Origin of the sequence: Acetobacter pasteurianus (assembly GCF_009914215.2) — a bacterium.
Classification (GTDB): Bacteria; Pseudomonadota; Alphaproteobacteria; order Acetobacterales; family Acetobacteraceae; genus Acetobacter; species Acetobacter pasteurianus.
In genome coordinates this window covers 2,218,082-2,238,476 of the sequence record NZ_CP039846.2, presented here as the reverse complement: position 1 = coordinate 2,238,476, position 20,395 = coordinate 2,218,082, and the positions used below count along the sequence as shown (strand labels likewise).

The window sequence follows — 20,395 nt, the reverse complement described above, 5'->3', positions numbered from 1 at the left end:
CACCTTGCGGCATACCCTGTTCCGTACAAGAGCCAACGCGATGAAAGCTCTTTAGTCTATCCTTATGTCGTTATTCACAGCGTGTTACACAATGGGACAGTGACAAAAACAGCGCTGGAGCATGTGCCGCCAGCGCTGTTTTGTGAACATTTCCCAACTTAAGCAGATTGTTCTGCCGGGATCTCTTTCTTTTTCCCGTAGACATAGACCGGACTGGCCTTGCCTTCCGCAACATCCCGGTTAACCACCACTTCCTCTACATTTTCGAGGCCCGGCAGATCGAACATGGTCGACATCAGGATACTTTCCAGAATGGAACGTAGCCCACGCGCACCCGTCTTTCGCACAATAGCGCGATCTGCGATGGCCTTGAGTGCATCATCCGTGAAGTTCAGCTGCACATTTTCCATCTGGAACAAACGCTGATACTGCTTCACCAACGCATTTTTGGGTTCCGTCAGGATCTTGATAAGTGCCGCTTCATCCAGATCACCAAGCGTTGCGATAACTGGCAGACGCCCGATAAATTCTGGAATCAGACCAAACTTCATCAGGTCTTCCGGTTCCACATCATGCAGGATTTCACCTGTCTTGCGTTCATCCGGAGCACGCACATCAGCACCAAAGCCAATGTTGGTTCCCTTACCGCGGGCAGAAATAATCTTGTCCAGCCCGGCAAAGGCACCACCGCAGATAAACAGCATATTGGTGGTATCTACCTGCAGGAATTCCTGCTGCGGATGCTTGCGCCCACCCTGCGGAGGAACAGAAGCCACTGTACCTTCCATCAGTTTCAACAGCGCCTGCTGCACACCTTCACCGCTTACATCACGCGTAATGGAAGGATTGTCTGACTTTTTGGAAATCTTGTCGATTTCATCAATATACACAATGCCACGCTGTGCGCGTTCCACATTGTAATCAGACGCCTGCAACAGCTTGAGAATGATGTTTTCAACATCTTCCCCCACATACCCTGCTTCTGTCAGGGTTGTGGCATCTGCCATTGTAAAAGGCACATCCAGAATACGCGCCAGTGTCTGAGCCAGCAGGGTTTTACCAGAACCTGTGGGGCCAATAAGCAGAATATTGGATTTTGCAATCTCAACATCACCAGCTTTGGCAACCTGTGTCAGGCGCTTGTAATGGTTATGCACGGCAACAGACAAAACCTTTTTGGCTTGAGCCTGCCCGATAACATAATCATCCAGCACCTTGCAGATTTCCCGCGGCGTTGGCACACCCTCGCGCGATTTAACAAGGGAAGTCTTGTTCTCTTCACGGATGATATCCATGCAGAGTTCAACACACTCATCACAAATGAACACCGTGGGGCCGGCAATCAGCTTGCGAACCTCATGTTGTGACTTTCCACAGAACGAGCAGTAAAGCGTGTTCTTGGAATCACCGGACTTCGTATTCATCAGCCCACTCCCTCGATCATCCCAGGCCCCATCGCACCGAGAGCCGAGTCCCAGAACGTGTGTGCCTGCCTTACGGCAGGCGTCTTCCCTATTGTAACAGGAAGATTACTGTACGCCAGATTAAGGATGACTTTTATCCTTCTTGCCTGTTTCTGTCGCTTTATGGTGGCTGATCACCTCATCCACAATTCCGAAGGACTGAGCTTCCTGAGCGGACATGTAAGTATCACGCTCCAGCTTCTGCTCAATTTCCTCCAGCGTGCGACCTGTATGTTCACGGTAGATTTCATTCAGCTTCTGACGAATGATCAGAATTTCACGCGCCTGAATTTCGATATCACTTGCCTGCCCCTGCGCGCCGCCTGAAGGCTGATGCACCATAACGCGGGCATTAGGCAGTGCGAAACGACGCCCCTTTTCTCCCCCAGCCAACAGCAAGGAGCCCATAGAGGCTGCCTGCCCGATGCACACCGTACTTACGGGGCTGCGGATGTACTGCATGGTATCATAAATTGCCAAACCGGCAGAAACCACACCACCCGGGCTGTTGATGTAAAAGGAGATTTCCTTGTTAGGATTCACGCTTTCCAGATACAGAAGCTGCGCGGAAATCAAGGAAGCAACCTGATCGTACACGGGACCAGTCAGGAAGATGATCCGCTCTTGAAGCAGGCGGGAATAGATATCAAACGCCCGCTCACCGCGAGAGGTCTGTTCGACCACCATCGGTACCAGCGCATTGCTGAAAATCTCAACGGGATCACGATCCCTCATACCACTCATTCCCGTATAAAAAACTGAATTAGCCTTTCCTGCCTTCCTGCGCGAACACAAGAAAGCTCAGGCACTCTGGTTCAAGATAGAGATAAAGTGGAAAGATGCCACCCCGGAAAAGAAAAACATGCCCAAAAAGAATGTCCCGCCAGTTCACACTGGCGGGACACGGCCTTTTTCTTATTAGATATTCGCTGGTGGAATATCTGAAAGTTCCTCTGGTGTGACCTCTTTATCGGTCACTTTGGCCAGTTCAATCAGGTAATCGACAACCTTGTTTTCAAAGATCGGCCCCCGGAGAGATTCCGCTGCCTGCGGATTCTTCTGGAAGAATTCGAACACCTGCTTTTCCTGCCCAGGGTAGCGCATGGCTTCTGCCCGCACCGCACGTCCCAGTTCATCCGGCGTTACCGTAATGTTGTTCTTACGGCCAATTTCAGCCAGCAGCAGGCCCAGCTTTACGCGACGTTCCGCAATTTTGCGGTAATCAGCGCGAAGGGTTTCTTCGTCTTTGTTCTTGTCTTCGTCATCAAGCTGACCGGATTTACGGTCTTCTTCGACGCGTGCCCAGATCTGGTTGAATTCTGCATCCACCATGCCTTCTGGCGCAGTGAAATCAGTTTTCTTTGCCAGTTCATCCAGCAGTTCGCGCTTGATACGCAGACGGGAAAGCTGATCGTATTCGCCTTCAACCTGCTTGCGAATCAGGTCTTTCAGCTGATCAAGGCTTTCAAAACCCATCTTTTTGGCCAGCTCATCATCAATCGGCGCATCAACTGGCTTCTTGATCTGCTTGGCTTTGATATCGAAGGTTGCTTCCTTGCCTGCCAGCTCGGTTGCGCCGTAATCTTCGGGGAAAGTTACCGTGATAACTTTTTCTTCACCCGGCTTCATGCCTTCGATCTGCTCAGCAAATCCGGGAATAAAGCCTTCGCCGCCGATTTCAACGTTCACGTCTTCAGCAGAACCGCCTTCGAAGGGCACACCATCGCGCTTACCAACGAAGTCGATAGCAACCACATCACCCTTGGCAACGGGGCGAACTTCTTCCACCACTTCAAAGGTGCGACCGCGTTTGGCGATATCTTCCAGCACCTTGTTGATGGCTTCATCGCTCACATTTGCCTTCAGGCGTGTCAGCGTAAGGTCAGACAGATCCGGCACAGCAATTTCTGGCAGAATTTCTGCTTCAACCGTGAATTCCAGATCTTTTCCATCGTCGGTCTGACCGGAAACCAGATCTACCTTAGGCTGACCAGCAGGACGGATACCGCGTTCATCAAAAACGTTACGCAGAGCGTCAGATACCGTCTGTTCCAGAACTTCTGCCCACACGCTTTCGCCGTAACGCTGCTTGGCCAGAGAAACAGGCACCTTACCCGGACGGAAGCCCGGCAGGTTCAGGTTTGCTGCAACTTCCTTCAGCCGCGCATCACGCTTGCTGGCAATTTCCGCCGCTGGAACTGTTACGGTAAAACCACGCTTCAGCCCTTCGGAAAGGGTCTCGGTAACCTGCATCGGTCAGGCCTTCCTTTCGGTACAAAACTCAAACACCCGCTACGCAAAGGCCGTCGCGGACCAGGACGGGAGCATGATCGTAAAATAATTGGTACGGGTGGAGGGACTTGAACCCCCACGACTTGCGTCACCAGAACCTAAATCTGGCGTGTCTACCAATTCCACCACACCCGCGCATTAACGTGCTCACCGTCACGAGTTGGGTGGACTTAACTCAAACATGCGTCCACGGCAAGATGCCGATGTGCGAGTTCACCCTCTGTTTCTGCATATGAGCTGCTTTTTCTCGTGCAGCACCCAAATGAAGGTCCAAATCTTCGGCCACAGGCCACGGCCCAGCTTGCCGCCCGGCTTCTCCGTGCAACCACACGCCAGCACATGCGGCCTCCCACGCTGGCATGCCAGCAGCCAGCAGGGCTGAAATGACACCAGAAAGTGTATCGCCAGAACCAGCCGTACCTAATGCAGGGGTTGCATGATTATTGATGGCAAGCCGCCCATCTGGCGCTGCAATCATGGTGGAAGCGCCTTTTAGAACCACCACCGCGCCAATTTGCTGAGCAGCCTGCCGGACATGCTCTGGCGGGTTGCTGCCTACCGGCCCGAATACGCGGGTAAATTCCCCAATATGCGGTGTTATAACTGCAACACCCTTAAGTTTTTCAGGGTCACCAGCAGAAGCACTTAAAGCGCCAGCATCCGCCAAAACGCTTTTTCCTGCAGCCAATAATACAGGCAGTGTAGCCTGCACTTCGGCTTCCGTCAGGCCGGGCCCACAAACCCACACACGGCGACGTTTATCTTCCAATAATGTCGGCAACGGCGCGTCATCTATAATAAGGCCGGGCGCACCCAATTTATACGCCGCTGCACCTGCCCCAGCGGCTACGCGCACCAAACCAGCGCCAGCAGCGCGTGCACCACCAGCACATAATCGCGTTGCGCCCGGCATGGATTCGCCAGCACAAATACTCACCACGCCGCGCGTATATTTATGACTTTCAGGACCGGGAATCGGCAAATGCCACAAGCCGGGTTCATTTTGCCATGTTGTTGGCTGCACCTGATCAAGTGCAGTTTGCGGAATTCCGATATCAGCCAGAATCAACCGCCCCAGATATTCCCTTCCCGGATACAGCAAATGCCCCGGCTTGAACCGGCAGAACGTTACCGTCATGACAGCCTTCGGAGCATATCCGCGCACCAAGCCCGTCGCGCCATCCACGCCGGAAGGTATATCAACGGCAACAACACGCCGCGCAGCTTGCAGAACTTCAACAGGCAAACCTGCAACATCTCTGCTTAGTCCTGCGCCGAATACGGCATCCACCACCAAATCCGCCCTTGCAGATTCCTGTGCAGAAAACGGTACACGGACACCACGGAATCGGGCTGAGGCTTCTGCGGCCGGGCCACCGGGCTTGGGCGCCACCATTTCCGCCACGGCCACAGGCCAACCTGCATCATAAAGATGCCGTGCCACCACGTAGCCATCTCCTCCGTTATTCCCGGGCCCGCAGAGCACAAGCACACGGGCTGGCTTTTCATACCGAAGAATAGCGCGGGCTACGGCGCGGCCAGCATTTTCCATCAATACGGAAACAGGCACTGTTTGCGCCGAAATATGGTCAATTTTCCCCATTTCGTCAGGAGAATAAACGCTCAGAAGTGAAGGATATATTGCTGCCATATCGAGCCTCCGCACACAGAGTAGACGATGATCTGTGCAAATATAGCCCCTTGCGCAGTGTCCGTCCCCTTGGCAATCAGGCAGCAGACAAGCGTTGGACGATGATCCCTTCCCCGCCCCGCGCCTTTTTCCTGCATTAACGCCAAGCGGAGTTCAGCATGCCCCATTCCATTCTCTGGAGCCTTGTTCTCACCCTCCACCTTGTCAGCATCATCCTGTGGATCGGTGGTGGTGCTTACGCCGTTATCATTTTGCGCCCCAGCCTACGCCTGCTGGATGCAACGCAACGCAATTCTGTGCATTTGCAGACACTGGCCCGCTTTTTTAAGGTTTTAACGCACGTTATCCCTACGGCGCTGATTACCGGCTGGCTGCTGATTATTCATGAAGGTGGATTTGCCAACGCACCGTGGACAACCAACCTCATGCAGCTTTTGGGCATTATCATGGCTGTGTTGTTTGTCATGATGTACACAGGCCCTTATCAGAAAGCCCGCCGCTCCATCCGCCCGCAGCCTTCTGTGTTCGACTCCATTCGCTCCCGCGTGCTGCTTATTGTAGGCTTGGGTGTGCTGGCTGTGCTTTCTGCCTGCCTTGGCCATCCTTTTGCCTAAGAAATGCAACACATTCTGGCAAAAACTTGATTTCAGGCCAAAACAGCTTTATCGGAACTAACGCCTGACCGGGTAGATACGTGAATCGGTGCCTCAGTCACTTTAGTTGAGGCACCCCGATACGGGCAGGCTCTTCAGCCAGTGCTGACAACAGACAGACCTACGGTTCCGAGAGCAGATTGACAGCTAAAACGCCCGCCTCCCCCCGCAAGACAACAACACGTAGCCGCAAAAAAACGGCTACCCCTGCCCCTGTGAGCGCCGCAGACGCCACGGAAGATACGGGCGCAGCAACTGAAGCTCCTGCTGAAAAAGCAGTTGTAGCTGAGGCAAAACCTGCCCCTAAAAAACGTGTTGTAAGACGCCGGAAGCCAAAAGCTGAAAAGGTGGAAAAAGCTGAAGAACCAGCAGCTGCACCACAAGAGGCAGAAGCAACGCCAGAAGCTGAAACGCCTGCTCCCGTAGCAGCCACAGCTTCTGCTGTTGAAGTTGTTGAGCAAGCCCCTGAAGTTACGCCTGAGCCGCCTTCTGAAAAGCAGGCTGCTCCGAAGGCCGAAGCTGAAGAAACGGCAGCCCCTGAACCGGCACCTGCTGAAAAAACAGCCGAAATTACGGTTGAAGCAACAGAAGATACCAATTCCGTCACATTTGCTGACTTGGAACTGTCCGAGCCGATTTTGCGTGCCATTTCGGACATGGGCTACACACACCCCACTCCTATTCAGGAACAAGCCATTCCGGCCATTCTGATGGCGCGGGATGTTATGGGCGTTGCACAAACGGGAACAGGTAAAACTGCGTCCTTTACACTGCCCATGCTGGAGATTCTGTCCGATTCGCGGGCACGGGCACGTATGCCACGTTCCCTTATTCTGGAACCCACGCGTGAACTGGCGCTGCAGGTTGCAGAAAACTTTGTGAATTACGGCAAATACCTCAAACTCAACCATGCTCTGCTGATTGGCGGGGAAAGCATGGCGGATCAGAAAGAAGTGCTGAACCGTGGCGTGGATGTGCTGATTGCCACCCCCGGCCGCCTGCTTGATCTGTTTGAACGCGGCGGCTTGATGCTGAACCACACTGGTATTCTGGTAATTGATGAAGCTGACCGTATGCTGGATATGGGCTTCATTCCTGATATTGAAAAAATTGTCGGGCTGTTGCCACCTAACCGGCAGACACTGCTGTTTTCCGCCACTATGGCGCCCACCATCCGTAAACTGGCAGATGCGTTCCTGCATTCTCCCAAGGAAATTACGGTTGCGCGGCAGTCTTCTGTCGCCACAACCATTACAACTGGCATTGTGGTGGTGGATGAATACAGCAAGCGCGAAACGCTCCGTCAGCTGCTGAAAGATCCGGCGCTGCAGAATGCTATCGTGTTCTGCAATCGTAAGCGCGATGTAGATATTCTCACCAAATCACTCGTGAAGCATGGCTTTTCTGCCGCTGCGTTGCATGGTGATCTGCCTCAGTCCGTGCGCTTTTCCACTCTGGAAAAGTTCAAGAATGATGAATTGAAAGTGCTTGTGTGCTCCGATGTGGCTGCACGCGGCATTGATATTGGCGGCCTTTCCCACGTCTTCAATTTCGATCTGCCTTTCCATGCGGAAGACTACGTGCACCGAATCGGACGCACTGGCCGCGCAGGGCGTGAAGGCCACGCCTACAGCATTGCAACGCCGTACGATAAAGCGCTGGCAGAAGCTATTGAGAAGCTGACGGGCAAAGAAATTCCGCGCATGGCGCTGGATGGCGTGAAGCAGCTTGAATGGTCTGATGAAAAACGGCCACCAGCAGGCCGCACACGGAAACCCCGCACACCGCAGCGGGAGCGTGAAAATGCAGTGCCCACGCCGCGTGAACAGCAGCCAGAAACCAAGCCCCAGCAGGCCGCACGCCCAGAACGTCAGCCTACGCGTAATACACGCCATCAGCGGGATGAAATCCCTCCCGCACCTGGCGGTGACGTACAGGGTTTTGGCGATATGGTACCAGCATTCATGCTGCTGCCTCGGCGGAGTTCTGTAAGGCCGGCCTCACCAGGAGCAGATGCTATTGCTGAACGCAGTACAGACGTACAGTCCTGAACACGTCTGTGACTGAAACCTACGATACGGACGTTCTTTATCTGGCAACGCAGGGCGATGGTGCCGTGCGTACACCAGATGAGCGCATGGCCTACATTCCAGAAACCCTTGCTGGTGAGCATATCCGTCTGACGAAAGATTCAGAGGGAAAATGGCGACTTGCTGAAGTGCTTCAGCCTTCACCAGACCGGCAAATACCGCCCTGTTCTCTGTTCGAACACTGTGGTGGTTGTACGCTTCAACACGTAAAGCCCGCTGCTATTTTGCAGTGGAAAGTGGCTACCGTTCAACACGCTTTGCAAAAGGCCGGTTTTAGTAACCTTCCGGCTTTTTCTGCCAAACAGGTACAGCCGCATTCACGCCGTAGAGCAGATCTGGCAGTAAGACGTCAGCCTGATGGCATTATGATTGGGCTTCATGCACGCAACAGCCATGAGGTTACGGATCTTACTACCTGCGTTGTGCTGCACCCCGATATTCTGGCTGCCCTGCCCGCTTTTCGGGCCACGCTCCGCAGCTTAAATGCCATTCGACGTGAAGCCAATTTGCATATCAATCTGCTGGATTCCGGGCTGGATGTTCTGCTGCAAACAGATGGACCACTGACCGCGCCAGATCGTGTCCGTTTGGCGCAATTAGCTACAGAACAGCATATTCCGCGCATTAGCTGGCAGCAGATTAAAGATACAGGGTTGCCGGAAGTTGCTGCACAATCGGGCTCTGTTGTTCAGACAATCGCTTCCCACCAAATTGCGCCGCCAGCCGGAACTTTTTTTCAGGCAACGCGTGAGAGCGAACAATATATTCAGGAAGCAGTTGTCAAAAGCCTGCCAACCAAGCTGAACCGTCGGGATGTTATCACCGAACTTTATGCTGGTTGTGGCACCCTTACCTTTCCATTGGCAGAACATGCCCGCGTAAACGCTTACGAAGGTTATGCTCCGGCCCTAGAGGCTCTAAAAAAGGCAACTGGCGGCACACGTATCAGCCCATTCTGCCGAGATCTGAACCATCAGCCTCTGCTGGCTAAGGAAATAGCAGCCTCTGCTGTGGTTGTGCTGGATCCTCCACATGCAGGGGCAAAGCTGCAAATGCGCCAGATTGCGCAAGGGTTACCTAACCACATTGTGTACGTAAGCTGTAACCCGGCAGCCTTGGCGCAGGATGCTAGCCTGCTGGCCAAAGCCGGATATACAGTGGAAAATGTGACGGTAATTGACCAGTTTTTATGGTCTGCAGAAATTGAAGCTGTTTGCAGCTTTAAACGTGAAAGCTCTCGCCGCAGCCGCAACGGCCTTTCTCGTTAGGGTTAGCAAACACAAACCCTGCTTCCAGATCACCCTCCTGATAATCCATTTCAGACCCAATCAGGTAAAGCGTAGCTTTGCGATCTACTAGCAGAGTTACGCCGTGGTCTTTCACCACCTCGTCCCCTGCGCCCGGTGCATCTACAAACTGCATGTCATATGCTTTGCCGGAGCAGCCTTTGGTGCTTACAGAAATACGCAGCAACTGGCCCGCATGTGCCGTAGCATACAAATGCTGCAACCGGTCTGCCGCAGCCTGGGACACCCGCATAAGAGGAGGAAGCTCCCGCTTTATGGGAGCCGCAGCCGTTTTCTGAGACATTTTATACCCTCACCTGAGTTTGCGGTTCAGAACATGTTCAGCGCAAGACGGGCTTCATCACTCATACGCGACATATCCCACGGCGGATCCCACACCACTTCTACTTCGGCAGATTTCACGCCCGGCACTTTTTCCACTGCTTCCTTTACCTGCACAGGCAGTTCCTGCGCGCTGGGGCAGTTGGGGGCTGTCAGTGTCATTTCAATACGCACGCGGCCATCATCATACAGATCAATCGCGTAAATCAGGCCGAGTTCGTAAATGTTTACCGGAATTTCCGGGTCATGCACTGTGGCAATCGCCTCAATCACCGCATCTTCCGAAACAGCACCGGCAGCCGGAGGCTTGGCAGATTGTTCTGCCCCTTCATCCGGTGTCCAGCTTTCTACTTTTCCGGCTTCATCTCCGGCAGGCGCATGATCAGCATGCAGCACATCGGCAGAAGCCTCTGCTGTTTTAGCTTCCTTTTCTACCTCTGGCAGAACGGGAGCATGCACGTCTTCAGACGTCGGCATGAGAAAGCGCCTCCTTTAACGCAATCCAAGGCAGTTCGGCACATCGTATCCGTGCCTTGTGAGACCGCAGAGGCTGGAAAACCTCTAACGGCCCTAATGAAGTATCCGCCGTTGCTGCAGGAGAAGCCTCCCCCACCAGCATGGCAGAAAACCGACCAGATAGGCTGACAGCTTGCGCAACATCCAAACCAGAAACCTGTTGCGCCATTAAATCAGCTGCTGCTGCGCAAATGGCGCACCCTCGTGTGGTGTGGCGCACACTCTGGATATGGGTTGCATCTAGCGCGATATCCACCCGTGTTTTGTCCCCACACATGGGGTTTTTGCCTTCGCCCTGCACAGAAGGTGCTTCGAGTTTACCCGCATATTGTGGAGCGCGTGCACGCTCCACAATCATACGGTCATACAGGGCATCAGAATCCGGCACGGTTTGTGTCACACAAAAAATTCCCGGATACGCACCAACGTATCGGCCAGCACATCTATTTCTTCCTGCAAGGTATAAATACCAAAGCTGGCGCGTGCTGTGGCTGTTAGCCCCAAACGCCGCATAAGCGGTTCTGCACAATGATGGCCTGCACGCACGGCAATACCGTTACGGTCCAGCAAAGTGGCAATATCGTGCGGGTGCACATCTGCCATGGTGAAGGAAATAACTCCCCCACGCTCTTTGGGCTGCCCAACAACATTCAGCCCTGGAACAGTAGCCAGACGCTGGAGTGCATAACTGGTTAAAGCCTGTTCGTGCGCCGCAATGGCATCAAAACCAAACTTTTCCACCCATTCAATGGCAGCACCCAAGCCAATAGCTTCAACAATTGCAGGGGTACCCGCTTCAAACTTGTGCGGAACATTGGCCCATGTGGATTTTTCAAACGTCACGGTGGAGATCATATCTCCCCCACCCATGAATGGCGGCATATCTTCCAGCAGTGCACGCCGCGCCCACAAAACGCCAATGCCAGTTGGGCCATACAGCTTGTGCCCGGTAAAGGTGTAAAAATCTGCCCCCAGAGCCTGCACATCTGTCCGATGATGGACGACTGCCTGGCTCCCATCAAACAGCACCAGCGCTCCGGCTGCATGCGCCATATCGGCAATCTGGCGCGCTGGCGTAATGGTGCCCAGCACGTTGGACATATGGGTGATGGCAACAAGCGCAACTTTGCCATCAGACAAAAGCTGACCGAACGCTTCCATATCCAGATCACCGGCATCGGTAATCGGGGCTATGCGCAACTCAATGCCCATGCGGTCGCGCAGCATCTGCCACGGCACCAGGTTGGCGTGGTGTTCCATTTCGGAAATAACCACAGCCTGCCCCGGCGTAAGCAGTGAACCAAAGGAATACGCAACCAGATTGATGGCTTCTGTGCTGTTACGGGTGAAAACAATTTCTTCCCGCGACGGTGCGTTCAGAAAGCCCGCAACCTGATCCCTTACAGCTTCATAGGCCTCGGTCGCACGTTCACTTAGCCAATACAGGCCGCGGTGAATGTTGGCATACTGATGGTGCATTGTGTGCACCATGGCATTGATAACGGCATCCGGCTTTTGGGCCGAAGCAGCGCTATCCAGAAACACCAGTGGGCGATCGTGCACTTTTTCGGACAGAATAGGAAACTGCTTACGAATAGCAGCCAGATCCAGCCCGGATGTGTCTGTAATAGAAGGATGAGACATTACGCGGCCTTCCTTTCAGCAGAAAAACGGATTGCCAGCATGGCGCGGCAATATTCCTGCGCCGTTTCATCTTCAATCAGAGAAAGAGCTTCATCCAGAAACGCTGCAATCAAGATATGGCGGGCCTGTGCCTCTGGCACACCACGGCTGCGCATATAAAACAGTTGGTCATCATCCAACGCACCCACTGTTGCCCCGTGGCTGCAACGCACGTCATCCGCGTAGATTTCAAGCTCAGGCTTTGCGTCAATTTCTGCGTTTTCAGAAAGCAGAAGCGCCTGATTCATCTGGTAACCATCGGTTTTCTGGGCAACCTGCTCAACTAGCACCTTACCTTGAAAAACACCTCGTGCATGACCATCCAGCACATTCCGCACAGTCTGGCGGGAAATGCAGTCCGAAGCAGCATGGGTGATGACGCTGGTAATATCCCCTACCTGATGTTCAGCAAGGTTTTGCGCACCATTTACATGCAACTGAGCATGGGGTGCATTCAACCGTGCATGCACTTCATGCCGAGACAGCAAACTCCCCAAACCAAGGGCAAAGCTATTGTAAACGCCATGCCCAGCAACCTGCACATAGGTTGTTGCCAGTGCTATGGCCTGCGGCCCTTCGGTCTGCAAAGTGGTGTGGTAGAGCTTAGCCTTTTCCCCCACCGTTACTTCCGTAACCGGGTTATGGAAATACGGCCCAACGCCTGCGCTGAGTGACAGCAAGGCAAGATGCGCCCCTTCCTCCAACACCACGTTATGGCGTGGATGGAAAGAAATGGCAGAATCCCCGGCAACACCCAAGGAGATCAGGAGCACACGCCCTGCATCCGCACCCTTGGCAACATGCAATATAGCCCCATCATCCACCAAAGCCGTGTTCAGTGCGACCAGAGGATCTCTGTCCGGGCTGGCTTGCACATCTGATGTCAGACTATTCTGGCTGAAAAAGGAAACATCCACACCTTCAGGCAGAAGGCTAAGGTCTTTTACAAACCGGCCATTTACAAACACAATGCGCGGCAGAGCCTGCACGGCATCGTGCTGGCTGAGGAGGTTATCCAGCAGGCTTTTTGCCTGAACTGCATCATATTGCGCGGGCGGAGCCTGAAATTCCTGCGCCGACAACGGGCGTAGGCTGGTATATTTCCATGCCTCTACATGCCTGTCTGGCAGGCCGGTTCTGAGCAGTGCGCCAATGGCTGCTTGCCGCTCTGCCCCCTCAACATCGTTCAGGCGTTGCGCGAACGAAGACAGAGGGCCGCTCATATCTTTGCTGATCGCGTTCACGCCGCCTCCGCCAGAAACTTGGTGTAGCCTTCCTGATCAATTCTCTTGGCCAGTTCTGGCCCACCAGACAGAATGATCCGCCCTTTGGCCATAACGTGAATGCGGTCTGGCACCAGATAATCCAGCAGCTTCTGATGATGTGTAATAACCAGAGCAGAGAAATCTGGTGAGCGCAGACGGTTCACCCCCTCCGCCACAATACGCAGGGCATCCACGTCCAGCCCGCTATCGGTTTCATCCAGAATGGCGAAAGAAGGCTGAAGAAGTGTCATCTGCAACACTTCATTGCGCTTCTTTTCACCGCCTGAGAAACCGACATTGACGTTACGCTTGAGCATATCTGGCGCCATGGAGAGAGACTTGGCTGCCTCACGCGCCATTTTCAGGAACGCAACAGCATCCAGTTCTTCCAGCCCACGGGCGCGGCGCACTGCGTTGACCGCCGTACGCAGGAAGTTGGCGTTATTTACACCCGGCAATTCGATAGGAGACTGGAATGCCAGAAACAGGCCAGCCGCGGCACGCTCTTCTGGCTCCATAGCCAGCAGATCCTGCCCCTTGAAAGTGACGGCCCCGGCCGTGACCTCATAATCCTCACGCCCAGCCAGAACATAGGAAAGGGTAGATTTGCCGCACCCGTTTGGCCCCATAATGGCATGCACTTCACCCGGCGGAATGGTGAGATCCACACCGCGGAGGATCTGCTTTTCCTGCCCATCGGCATCAATCCGGGCGCACAGACCGGAAATTTCCAAAAACTGGCTCATGTTCTGTACTCCCTTAACCTACGCTGCCTTCAAGGCTGATCTGCAACAGCTTCTGTGCTTCCACAGCAAATTCCATGGGCAGTTCCTTAAGAACATCCCGGCAGAAACCATTTACAATCAGCCCGACCGCGTCTTCTTCAGACAGGCCGCGCTGGCGACAATAAAAAAGCTGATCTTCTGAAATCTTGGATGTTGTGGCTTCGTGCTCAATACGCGCTGCCATGTTCCGGCTTTCGATATACGGCACAGTATGCGCGCCGCATTCATCGCCAATCAGCAAACTATCGCACTGAGTGAAGTTACGTGCACCAGAAGCCTTGGGCTGCACACGCACCAGACCACGATACGTGCTATCTGACCGCCCTGCACTGATCGTTTTGGCAATGATGGTAGAACGGGTGTTGCGCCCGATGTGGATCATCTTCGTGCCCGTATCTGCCTGCTGGCAGTTATTGGTAACAGCCACGGAGTAGAATTCACCCACAGATCCATCACCCTGCAAAATGCAGGATGGATATTTCCATGTGATAGCAGAACCTGTTTCCACCTGTGTCCAGGAAATTTTGGAGCGTGCCCCACGGCATGCGCCACGCTTGGTCACAAAGTTGTAGATACCGCCACGCCCTTCGGAATCACCAGGGTACCAGTTCTGCACTGTGGAGTATTTGATGGAGGCATCTTCCATTGCCACCAGTTCCACCACAGCTGCGTGAAGCTGGTTTTCATCCCGCATGGGGGCTGTGCAGCCTTCCAGATAGGAAACGGAAGCCCCATCTTCCACCACAATCAGGGTGCGTTCAAACTGCCCTGTGTTGCGCGCATTGATACGGAAGTAGGTGGAAAGCTCCATTGGGCAACGCACCCCTTTGGGCACGTAAACAAAGGAACCATCGGTAAACACGGCAGAGTTCAGTGCGGCGTAGAAGTTATCTGCCACTGGCACCACACTGCCGAGATATTTCCGCACCAGTTCTGGGTGTTCCTGCACGGCTTCAGAAATCGGGCAGAAGATCACGCCCGCTTCTTCCAGCGTTTTGCGGAAGGTGGTGACAACGGAAACACTATCAAACACCGCATCTACGGCAACTGGCGGACGTGCTGTTTCACCTTCAGGCAATTCCACACCAGCCAGCAGAGCCTGCTCATGCAGGGGAATACCCAGTTTTTCGTAGGTTTTCAGAAGTTCCGGATCAACCTCATCCAGAGATTTTGGGCCTTCTTTCTTGCGCGGAGCGGCATAGTAATGCGCATCCTGATAATCAATCGGCGGGTAAGAAACCTTGGCCCACGTAGGCTCTTTCATGGACTGCCATTTGCGGAATGCCGTCAGCCGCCATTCCAGAAGCCATTCTGGTTCGTTCTTACGCGCAGAAATCAGGCGTACGATGTCCTCATTCAACCCTTTCGGGGCAAGGTCCATCTGAATATCTGTTTCAAAGCCCCACTTGTAGGTGGACTGGCCGAGCTTTTCGACCGCTTCGCGGGTTTCAGTAACTGCCGGCATGGTTCAGATCCCCTCACGTGGCATAGCAGCGCTGGGCTGCGTATTGGATCGTGGCATGTTTGAAAAACACGATGCCTTGCTGCGCATGCTTTCCAAGGAAATGCCCTCCAACGTGGTTCGTATGGCCTGATTGATGGTATCCCAGCTGCCACACAGACCGCACGACACGCCGGTATCACACTCTCCGCCATCTACACAGGCTGTTAGCGCAATCTTGCCATCCACGGCTGTAATAACACTGGCTACAGAAATATCTGCCAACGGTCTGGCAAGGCGATACCCGCCCTTTGCCCCGCGCTGGGAAAGCACAAAACCATGTGCAGACAACACTTTAAGCACCTTGGCCACTGTTGGCTCTGGCACCCCTGTAATGGCTGCAAGTGTTGGAGACGTAACAACGCCTTCCTGTTCACCCAGTTTCACCAAGATGACGATTGCATAATCCGCCAGGCGGGAAAGTTTCAGCATTATCTGCCCTTGACCCAATTAAAGACCTGAGCGGTCCTGTTTCGGATACATGGCGACACACTGCCCTTGCGTCAACCCAAAACAAGCGCACAAAAGCATCCAGCGCAAACGTGATCGATCGCCCTACTGGGCATTCAGCCCGAACAGAAGCCGTAACACGGCAAAAAGCAGCGCCCCCACACCAAACCCAACAAGGGTACCATTAAACCGGATAAACTGCAGATCCTTACCAACCCGAAGTTCCAGTTTTTCAGCTATTTCAACAGCATTCCAGCTTGAAACCACGCGGGAAATAAACTCCGCCATACGCTCACGCAGGAACGGCAGCATCTTCAGAACAGTGCGGTTCACGCTATCCATAATCCGTTGCCGCATGTTCTGATCATAGCGCATCTGGGCAGCCATGCGTTCAAGTGCATCCTGCACTACCGATGCAATGCGACCTTCCGGATCTTCCACATCCGCTTCCACCATGCGGCGGAAGCGCTGCCAGATATCTCCCCACCAGCCCACAACACTTTCATGGGAGAGCACGCCCATGATGGTTTGGGAAAACTCTTTGCCCTTTTCCGGGTCTGTTTCTATGCGGTCAATCTGACCACGCACCCAACTGGTAAAGCCTTCACGGATGCTGGAGTTCTGTGGGTCGATTCGCTCAAGCTCCTTGGCCGCTGCCAACAGAACCTTGGTGGCGATGGAACCGCCTATGGCCCACCCCAGTAAACGCCCACCCTGCTCACGCACGCGTTCTTCAATCATCTGGCGCAATGCGCCTTCCTTGGATTGTAGCGCGTCTTTGATCTGCTCAAGCAGGAAGGAGAGCACTTCCTGATGCTTGTCATCATCCACAAGGCTACGCAGGGCGCGCGCAATAATAGGCGCCAGATTACTGCCCCCCAACAGCTTGGGCATAACCCGAGCAACCGCGTTGCTGGCGCGACCATCTTCCAGCCTGTCCAGCATCTGGGGCAAAGAGCGTGTTATGGATTTTACCAAGGCATCCCGCGTGCCGGGGTCATCCAGCATATCCGCCATAAAAGCAGGAAGATCTACCTGCCCCAATACGCGCTCAACTTCCTTTTGGGTAAATACCTGCCCGGCAACAAACCGCCCCAATGCCCGGCCAAGCCTATCCTTTTGCGCAGGTAAAATAGCAGTGTGCGGAATGGGCAGCCCCATAGGCCGACGAAACAGCGCCACCACGGCAAACCAGTCCGCCAGACCGCCTACAACGCCAGCCCGCGCACCAGCCCGCAGCATTTCAAGCCAGAATCCGTCCCTCACCCATCCGGCGGCTGGTGCTGCGTAACCCAGCACCGTTACCCCAGCCATAAGGCCAACCAGCCCTGTAGCTGCATTTTTGTATCGCCGCAGTGTCTGGCGGGCAGCGAAATCCGCGTCCTGATGAGGATGAGATGTCATAACCCCTCAATAGCACTGTGCGCAAACACCCCCAAGAGTGCGTGAGCTGGTTGCATACAAAACATAGACGTGAAAAGTTGTTCATCACTCTTTTCAAGCTATTTCGTTGTTATTTCGATTCATTCCGGCTTTATAACTGTTTTATTACAGGAACCTTCAGGACGCCCTTATGACTATGGATAACACATCTTCTCCTTCCCGTTTGGACAGTGTCCTTGCGTCCGCTACTGCGCACCCAGATGCTGGCACAGCAGCTGAAGGCACAAATCCTGTAATGGGCATTGCGCTCCGACTTGGAGAAGCTTTGAGCCGCGAGGAAATCTCGCAAACAGATATTACAAGCCTTGTGCAAAAGCTGCGCGATGAAGCCTTTCTGGCGCGCGCCCGTAAGCTGCATCGCTATGTAGGTGGCGCGACAACGGAAGCCACTAAAGAGAAGCTCCGCAATGTTGCACGTGCGATAGCCGAAGCATGCCCAACCGGTTCTTTTGCAGAGTATCAGGCACGCATCTCCGCCATTCAGTTTGCCGCGGTTTTTACTGCGCACCCCACGTTTGCCCTGAGCAACCCTGTGTATGCGGCTTTGGCAGAAAGTGCATCTCAAGCCATTCCCCCGCAGGAAGCACCGTTTTTTGAAACGCACAGACGCGCTGCCCCACCCACGCTGGAAGAAGAATTTACACTGGCCGCGCAAGCCATAACCCGTGCTCGGGATGCCATGGATCTGCTGGCCACTGCCCTGCTGGAAGAAGCCGCCACACGTTGGCCGCAGGAATGGACAAGCCTGAAGCCCTGCCCGGTTATTGCAACCAGTTGGGTTGGCTATGATACCGATGGCCGCACTGATATTGGCTGGTGGGACACCCTGCGCCTGCGCTTGCGTATGAAACTGTTCCAACTGATGCGGTTGGAAAGCCAGATCATGCACGAGGGCTTGCTAGCCCCAGAGCTAACAGAAAAGCTGCAACGGGCTATTGCCTGCGTAAAGGAACAGATTAGCGCCGTTCCTGCTGGCCCAAGTGATGCCCAGGCTGTAGCCCATTTTGCAAAACTTCTGGTTTCTCAGCGCGACACAGCACTCACACACGCAGCAGAATTGGATGGCTTGCTTGAAACCGCCATCAATAGCGCACCACCCTCTGCACGCATTCCACTAGCAGTGGCCCGGGCGGGTTTTGTGGCGCATGGGCTGGGCCTTGCGCATACGCATGTGCGACTTAATGCCTCCCAGATACACAACTTCGTTCGCCAGAAGCTGAACCTGCTGGATGACCCCAACAACCCGGCACATCGTCGGGCATTGTTGAACCAGATTAACGAAGCGCTGGAAGCTGTAACACCTGTTCCTGTGGACTTTGGCGCGCTGCTGAGCGACCCCTCCAGTGCTGGACGGCTGATGATGACCATTGCGCAAATGGTCAAATTTATCGATTCCGATACACCTGTTCGTTTCCTGATTGCAGAAACAGAAACCGGTTACACGTTGCTCTCGGCCCTGTGGGTGGCCTCCTGCTTTGGTGTGGCGGATAAAATTGAAATCTCGCCGCTGTTTGAAACCGAAGATGCGCTCATGAACGGTGAGCACATTGTGGAAGAAGCCCTGCGCTCTCCCGCATGGCGTGCCTATATCCGCCGTATTGGCCGTATCTGCTTCCAGTTTGGATATTCCGATTCTGGCCGATATGTTGGCCAATTGGCGGCAACGTATCTGATAGAGCGCCTGCGCCTGCGTATTCATGATCTGCTGGTGCGGTGGGACATGCAGGATATCACCGTGGTGTTTTTTGATACGCACGGTGAAAGCATTGGTCGCGGCGCGCACCCCTTCCGTATGGCGGATCGGCTGGATTACCTTTCTCCGCCGCATGTGCGTGCACGGTTTAAAACCACCGGCATTGCCTGCCGTGAGGAAACGGCTTTTCAGGGTGGTGATGGTTATCTGCTTTTTGGCACGCCAGAACTGGCAGGCGCTACGCTGGCCACTATTGCGGAAAACCTATTTCTGCCCTTACGGCAGGAAGAAGACCCCATTTATGATCAGCCTGATTTTTCGGCTGATTTCTTCTCCAGCATTAGCGAGGGCATGAAAAAACTGGTGGAAGACCCCGGTTATGCTGCGCTGCTGGGCGCTTTTGGGCCATCCCTTATTGATAGAACCGGCTCTCGTCCCCCTGCTCGTCAAAGTGCAGAAAGCGCCACCCACAAGCGCATTACCCACCCCAGCCAGCTCCGCGCCATCCCTAACAACGCAATTCTTCAGCAGCTCGGATGGTGCGCCAACACCTTGCAGGGCTTGGGGGCAGCCGTACGCCGCCACCCGGAAACCTTTGAAACATTCCGCACATCCAGCCCGCGCTTTCATCGTGCTCTGGATTTTGCCCAGCATGGCCTGAGCTGCTCGGATGATAAGGTGCTGAAAAGCGTTGTCTGTTTGCTAGACCCCGGCTTCTGGCTCGACCGCGCCACAGAGGAAAAAACGCCAGCACGCCGGAAGGCTTTTCTCTCCCTGATGCAGGATCTGGAAAAGCTTGATCTGTCTGCCGAACTACTCACCATGTTCCGCCGTATTCAGGCCGACCATCTTGCGTTGAGAGAAGCGTGGGAACATGCACCGCGCACGGAACCACAGATCCGGCTTCTGCACGCCATTCGTATTATGCTTATTGAGCAGATATGGCTGCTGGCATGCCGTGTACCCTTCTTCATGCCACGTGGCGGCTTTAACCATGATGTCATGATGCAGCACATACTGTGTCTGGATATTCCGGCAGTGTTGGAAGAGCTTGAGCATATCTTCCCCACCGGCACGGGCCCAACCAACCTTGATTTTCATGAACCACGTGGCCCGCGCGAAGAAGGTATTTACGAGCGAGAGCACAGAGACATCTTTGTACCCATGCAACGGATGTTTGAACTTATTCGTGAAATCAGCGTCGCCATCATGCACAATATTGGCGCTTTTGGCTGAGGGCCCTTTGGCCGGAAAGGGGCTGCCTTAACGGCAGCCCCATATG

General features: G+C 54.0%; 17 protein-coding genes and 1 tRNA gene. 4 read left to right on the top strand and 14 right to left on the bottom strand.

The annotated features are described in order from the left end of the window. Positions 1 to 158: 158 nt before the first annotated feature. From clpX to FCN51_RS23915, 5 genes are all read right to left on the bottom strand, one after another. Positions 159 to 1,424 carry an ATP-dependent Clp protease ATP-binding subunit ClpX gene (clpX, locus tag FCN51_RS23935; RefSeq protein ID WP_014456950.1) on the bottom strand — a complete coding sequence of 422 codons (1,266 nt, stop codon included), beginning with the start codon at positions 1,422 to 1,424 and terminating at the stop codon, positions 159 to 161. A 120-nt stretch (positions 1,425 to 1,544) separates the two neighbouring features. Further along, positions 1,545 to 2,207: an ATP-dependent Clp protease proteolytic subunit gene (locus FCN51_RS23930; protein ID WP_014456951.1), complete on the bottom strand. Its 663-nt coding sequence runs from the start codon at positions 2,205 to 2,207 to the stop codon at positions 1,545 to 1,547. A 174-nt stretch (positions 2,208 to 2,381) separates the two neighbouring features. After that, positions 2,382 to 3,716 carry a trigger factor gene (tig, locus tag FCN51_RS23925; protein ID WP_003624109.1) on the bottom strand — a complete coding sequence of 445 codons (1,335 nt, stop codon included), beginning with the start codon at positions 3,714 to 3,716 and terminating at the stop codon, positions 2,382 to 2,384. 89 nt (positions 3,717 to 3,805) lie between these two features. Then, a tRNA-Leu gene (locus FCN51_RS23920) sits at positions 3,806 to 3,890 on the bottom strand. A 40-nt stretch (positions 3,891 to 3,930) separates the two neighbouring features. Further along, positions 3,931 to 5,406: an NAD(P)H-hydrate dehydratase gene (locus tag FCN51_RS23915; protein WP_160257043.1), complete on the bottom strand. Its 1,476-nt coding sequence runs from the start codon at positions 5,404 to 5,406 to the stop codon at positions 3,931 to 3,933. 158 nt (positions 5,407 to 5,564) lie between these two features. On the opposite strand from FCN51_RS23915, the gene FCN51_RS23910 reads away from it, so the two are divergent. From FCN51_RS23910 to FCN51_RS23900, 3 genes are all read left to right on the top strand, one after another. Next, a complete protein-coding gene (locus FCN51_RS23910; protein ID WP_003624106.1) occupies positions 5,565 to 6,020 on the top strand; it encodes a hypothetical protein in 456 nt (151 codons plus the stop codon). Positions 6,021 to 6,199: 179 nt separating this feature from the next. Continuing rightward, positions 6,200 to 8,110, top strand: a complete 1,911-nt coding sequence (locus tag FCN51_RS23905; RefSeq protein WP_003624104.1) for a DEAD/DEAH box helicase — start codon at positions 6,200 to 6,202, stop codon at positions 8,108 to 8,110. An 8-nt stretch (positions 8,111 to 8,118) separates the two neighbouring features. After that, positions 8,119 to 9,417, top strand: coding sequence for a class I SAM-dependent RNA methyltransferase (locus FCN51_RS23900; RefSeq protein ID WP_003624102.1), 1,299 nt, complete (start codon positions 8,119 to 8,121; stop codon positions 9,415 to 9,417). Here FCN51_RS23900 and FCN51_RS23895 read toward each other — a convergent pair. The 9 genes from FCN51_RS23895 to FCN51_RS23855 all read right to left on the bottom strand — a co-directional run bounded on the left by FCN51_RS23895 (position 9,371) and on the right by FCN51_RS23855 (position 17,381). Next, positions 9,371 to 9,739 carry a HesB/IscA family protein gene (locus FCN51_RS23895; protein ID WP_003624099.1) on the bottom strand — a complete coding sequence of 123 codons (369 nt, stop codon included), beginning with the start codon at positions 9,737 to 9,739 and terminating at the stop codon, positions 9,371 to 9,373. The two genes, FCN51_RS23900 and FCN51_RS23895, sit on opposite strands and share 47 nt — an antisense overlap. A 26-nt stretch (positions 9,740 to 9,765) precedes the next feature. Then, a complete protein-coding gene (locus FCN51_RS23890) occupies positions 9,766 to 10,254 on the bottom strand; it encodes an SUF system Fe-S cluster assembly protein (protein WP_003624097.1) in 489 nt (162 codons plus the stop codon). Continuing rightward, the gene (gene sufU, locus FCN51_RS23885) at positions 10,241 to 10,693 is read right to left on the bottom strand and encodes a Fe-S cluster assembly sulfur transfer protein SufU (RefSeq protein WP_160257042.1); all 453 of its coding nucleotides are present in this window, start codon (positions 10,691 to 10,693) and stop codon (positions 10,241 to 10,243) included. The genes FCN51_RS23890 and sufU overlap by 14 nt, the downstream gene beginning before the upstream one ends. Continuing rightward, the gene (locus tag FCN51_RS23880; protein ID WP_003624095.1) at positions 10,690 to 11,937 is read right to left on the bottom strand and encodes an aminotransferase class V-fold PLP-dependent enzyme; all 1,248 of its coding nucleotides are present in this window, start codon (positions 11,935 to 11,937) and stop codon (positions 10,690 to 10,692) included. Before FCN51_RS23880 ends, sufU begins: the two co-directional genes overlap by 4 nt. Then, entirely contained in the window at positions 11,937 to 13,199 is a 1,263-nt protein-coding gene (gene sufD, locus FCN51_RS23875; RefSeq protein WP_201762633.1) for a Fe-S cluster assembly protein SufD, read from the bottom strand. Before sufD ends, FCN51_RS23880 begins: the two co-directional genes overlap by 1 nt. Positions 13,200 to 13,216: 17 nt before the next feature. Further along, positions 13,217 to 13,987: a Fe-S cluster assembly ATPase SufC gene (gene sufC / locus FCN51_RS23870; RefSeq protein WP_019088379.1), complete on the bottom strand. Its 771-nt coding sequence runs from the start codon at positions 13,985 to 13,987 to the stop codon at positions 13,217 to 13,219. A 13-nt stretch (positions 13,988 to 14,000) separates the two neighbouring features. Further along, positions 14,001 to 15,491 carry a Fe-S cluster assembly protein SufB gene (gene sufB / locus FCN51_RS23865; protein WP_003624092.1) on the bottom strand — a complete coding sequence of 497 codons (1,491 nt, stop codon included), beginning with the start codon at positions 15,489 to 15,491 and terminating at the stop codon, positions 14,001 to 14,003. A 3-nt stretch (positions 15,492 to 15,494) separates the two neighbouring features. Continuing rightward, positions 15,495 to 15,959, bottom strand: coding sequence for an SUF system Fe-S cluster assembly regulator (locus tag FCN51_RS23860; RefSeq protein WP_003624091.1), 465 nt, complete (start codon positions 15,957 to 15,959; stop codon positions 15,495 to 15,497). 123 nt (positions 15,960 to 16,082) lie between these two features. Continuing rightward, entirely contained in the window at positions 16,083 to 17,381 is a 1,299-nt protein-coding gene (locus FCN51_RS23855) for a DUF445 domain-containing protein (protein WP_035362284.1), read from the bottom strand. 169 nt (positions 17,382 to 17,550) lie between these two features. On the opposite strand from FCN51_RS23855, the gene FCN51_RS23850 reads away from it, so the two are divergent. Beyond that, on the top strand, positions 17,551 to 20,349 hold the full coding sequence (locus FCN51_RS23850; protein ID WP_160257040.1) for a phosphoenolpyruvate carboxylase: 2,799 nt from the start codon (positions 17,551 to 17,553) through the stop codon (positions 20,347 to 20,349). Positions 20,350 to 20,395 lie beyond the last annotated feature (46 nt).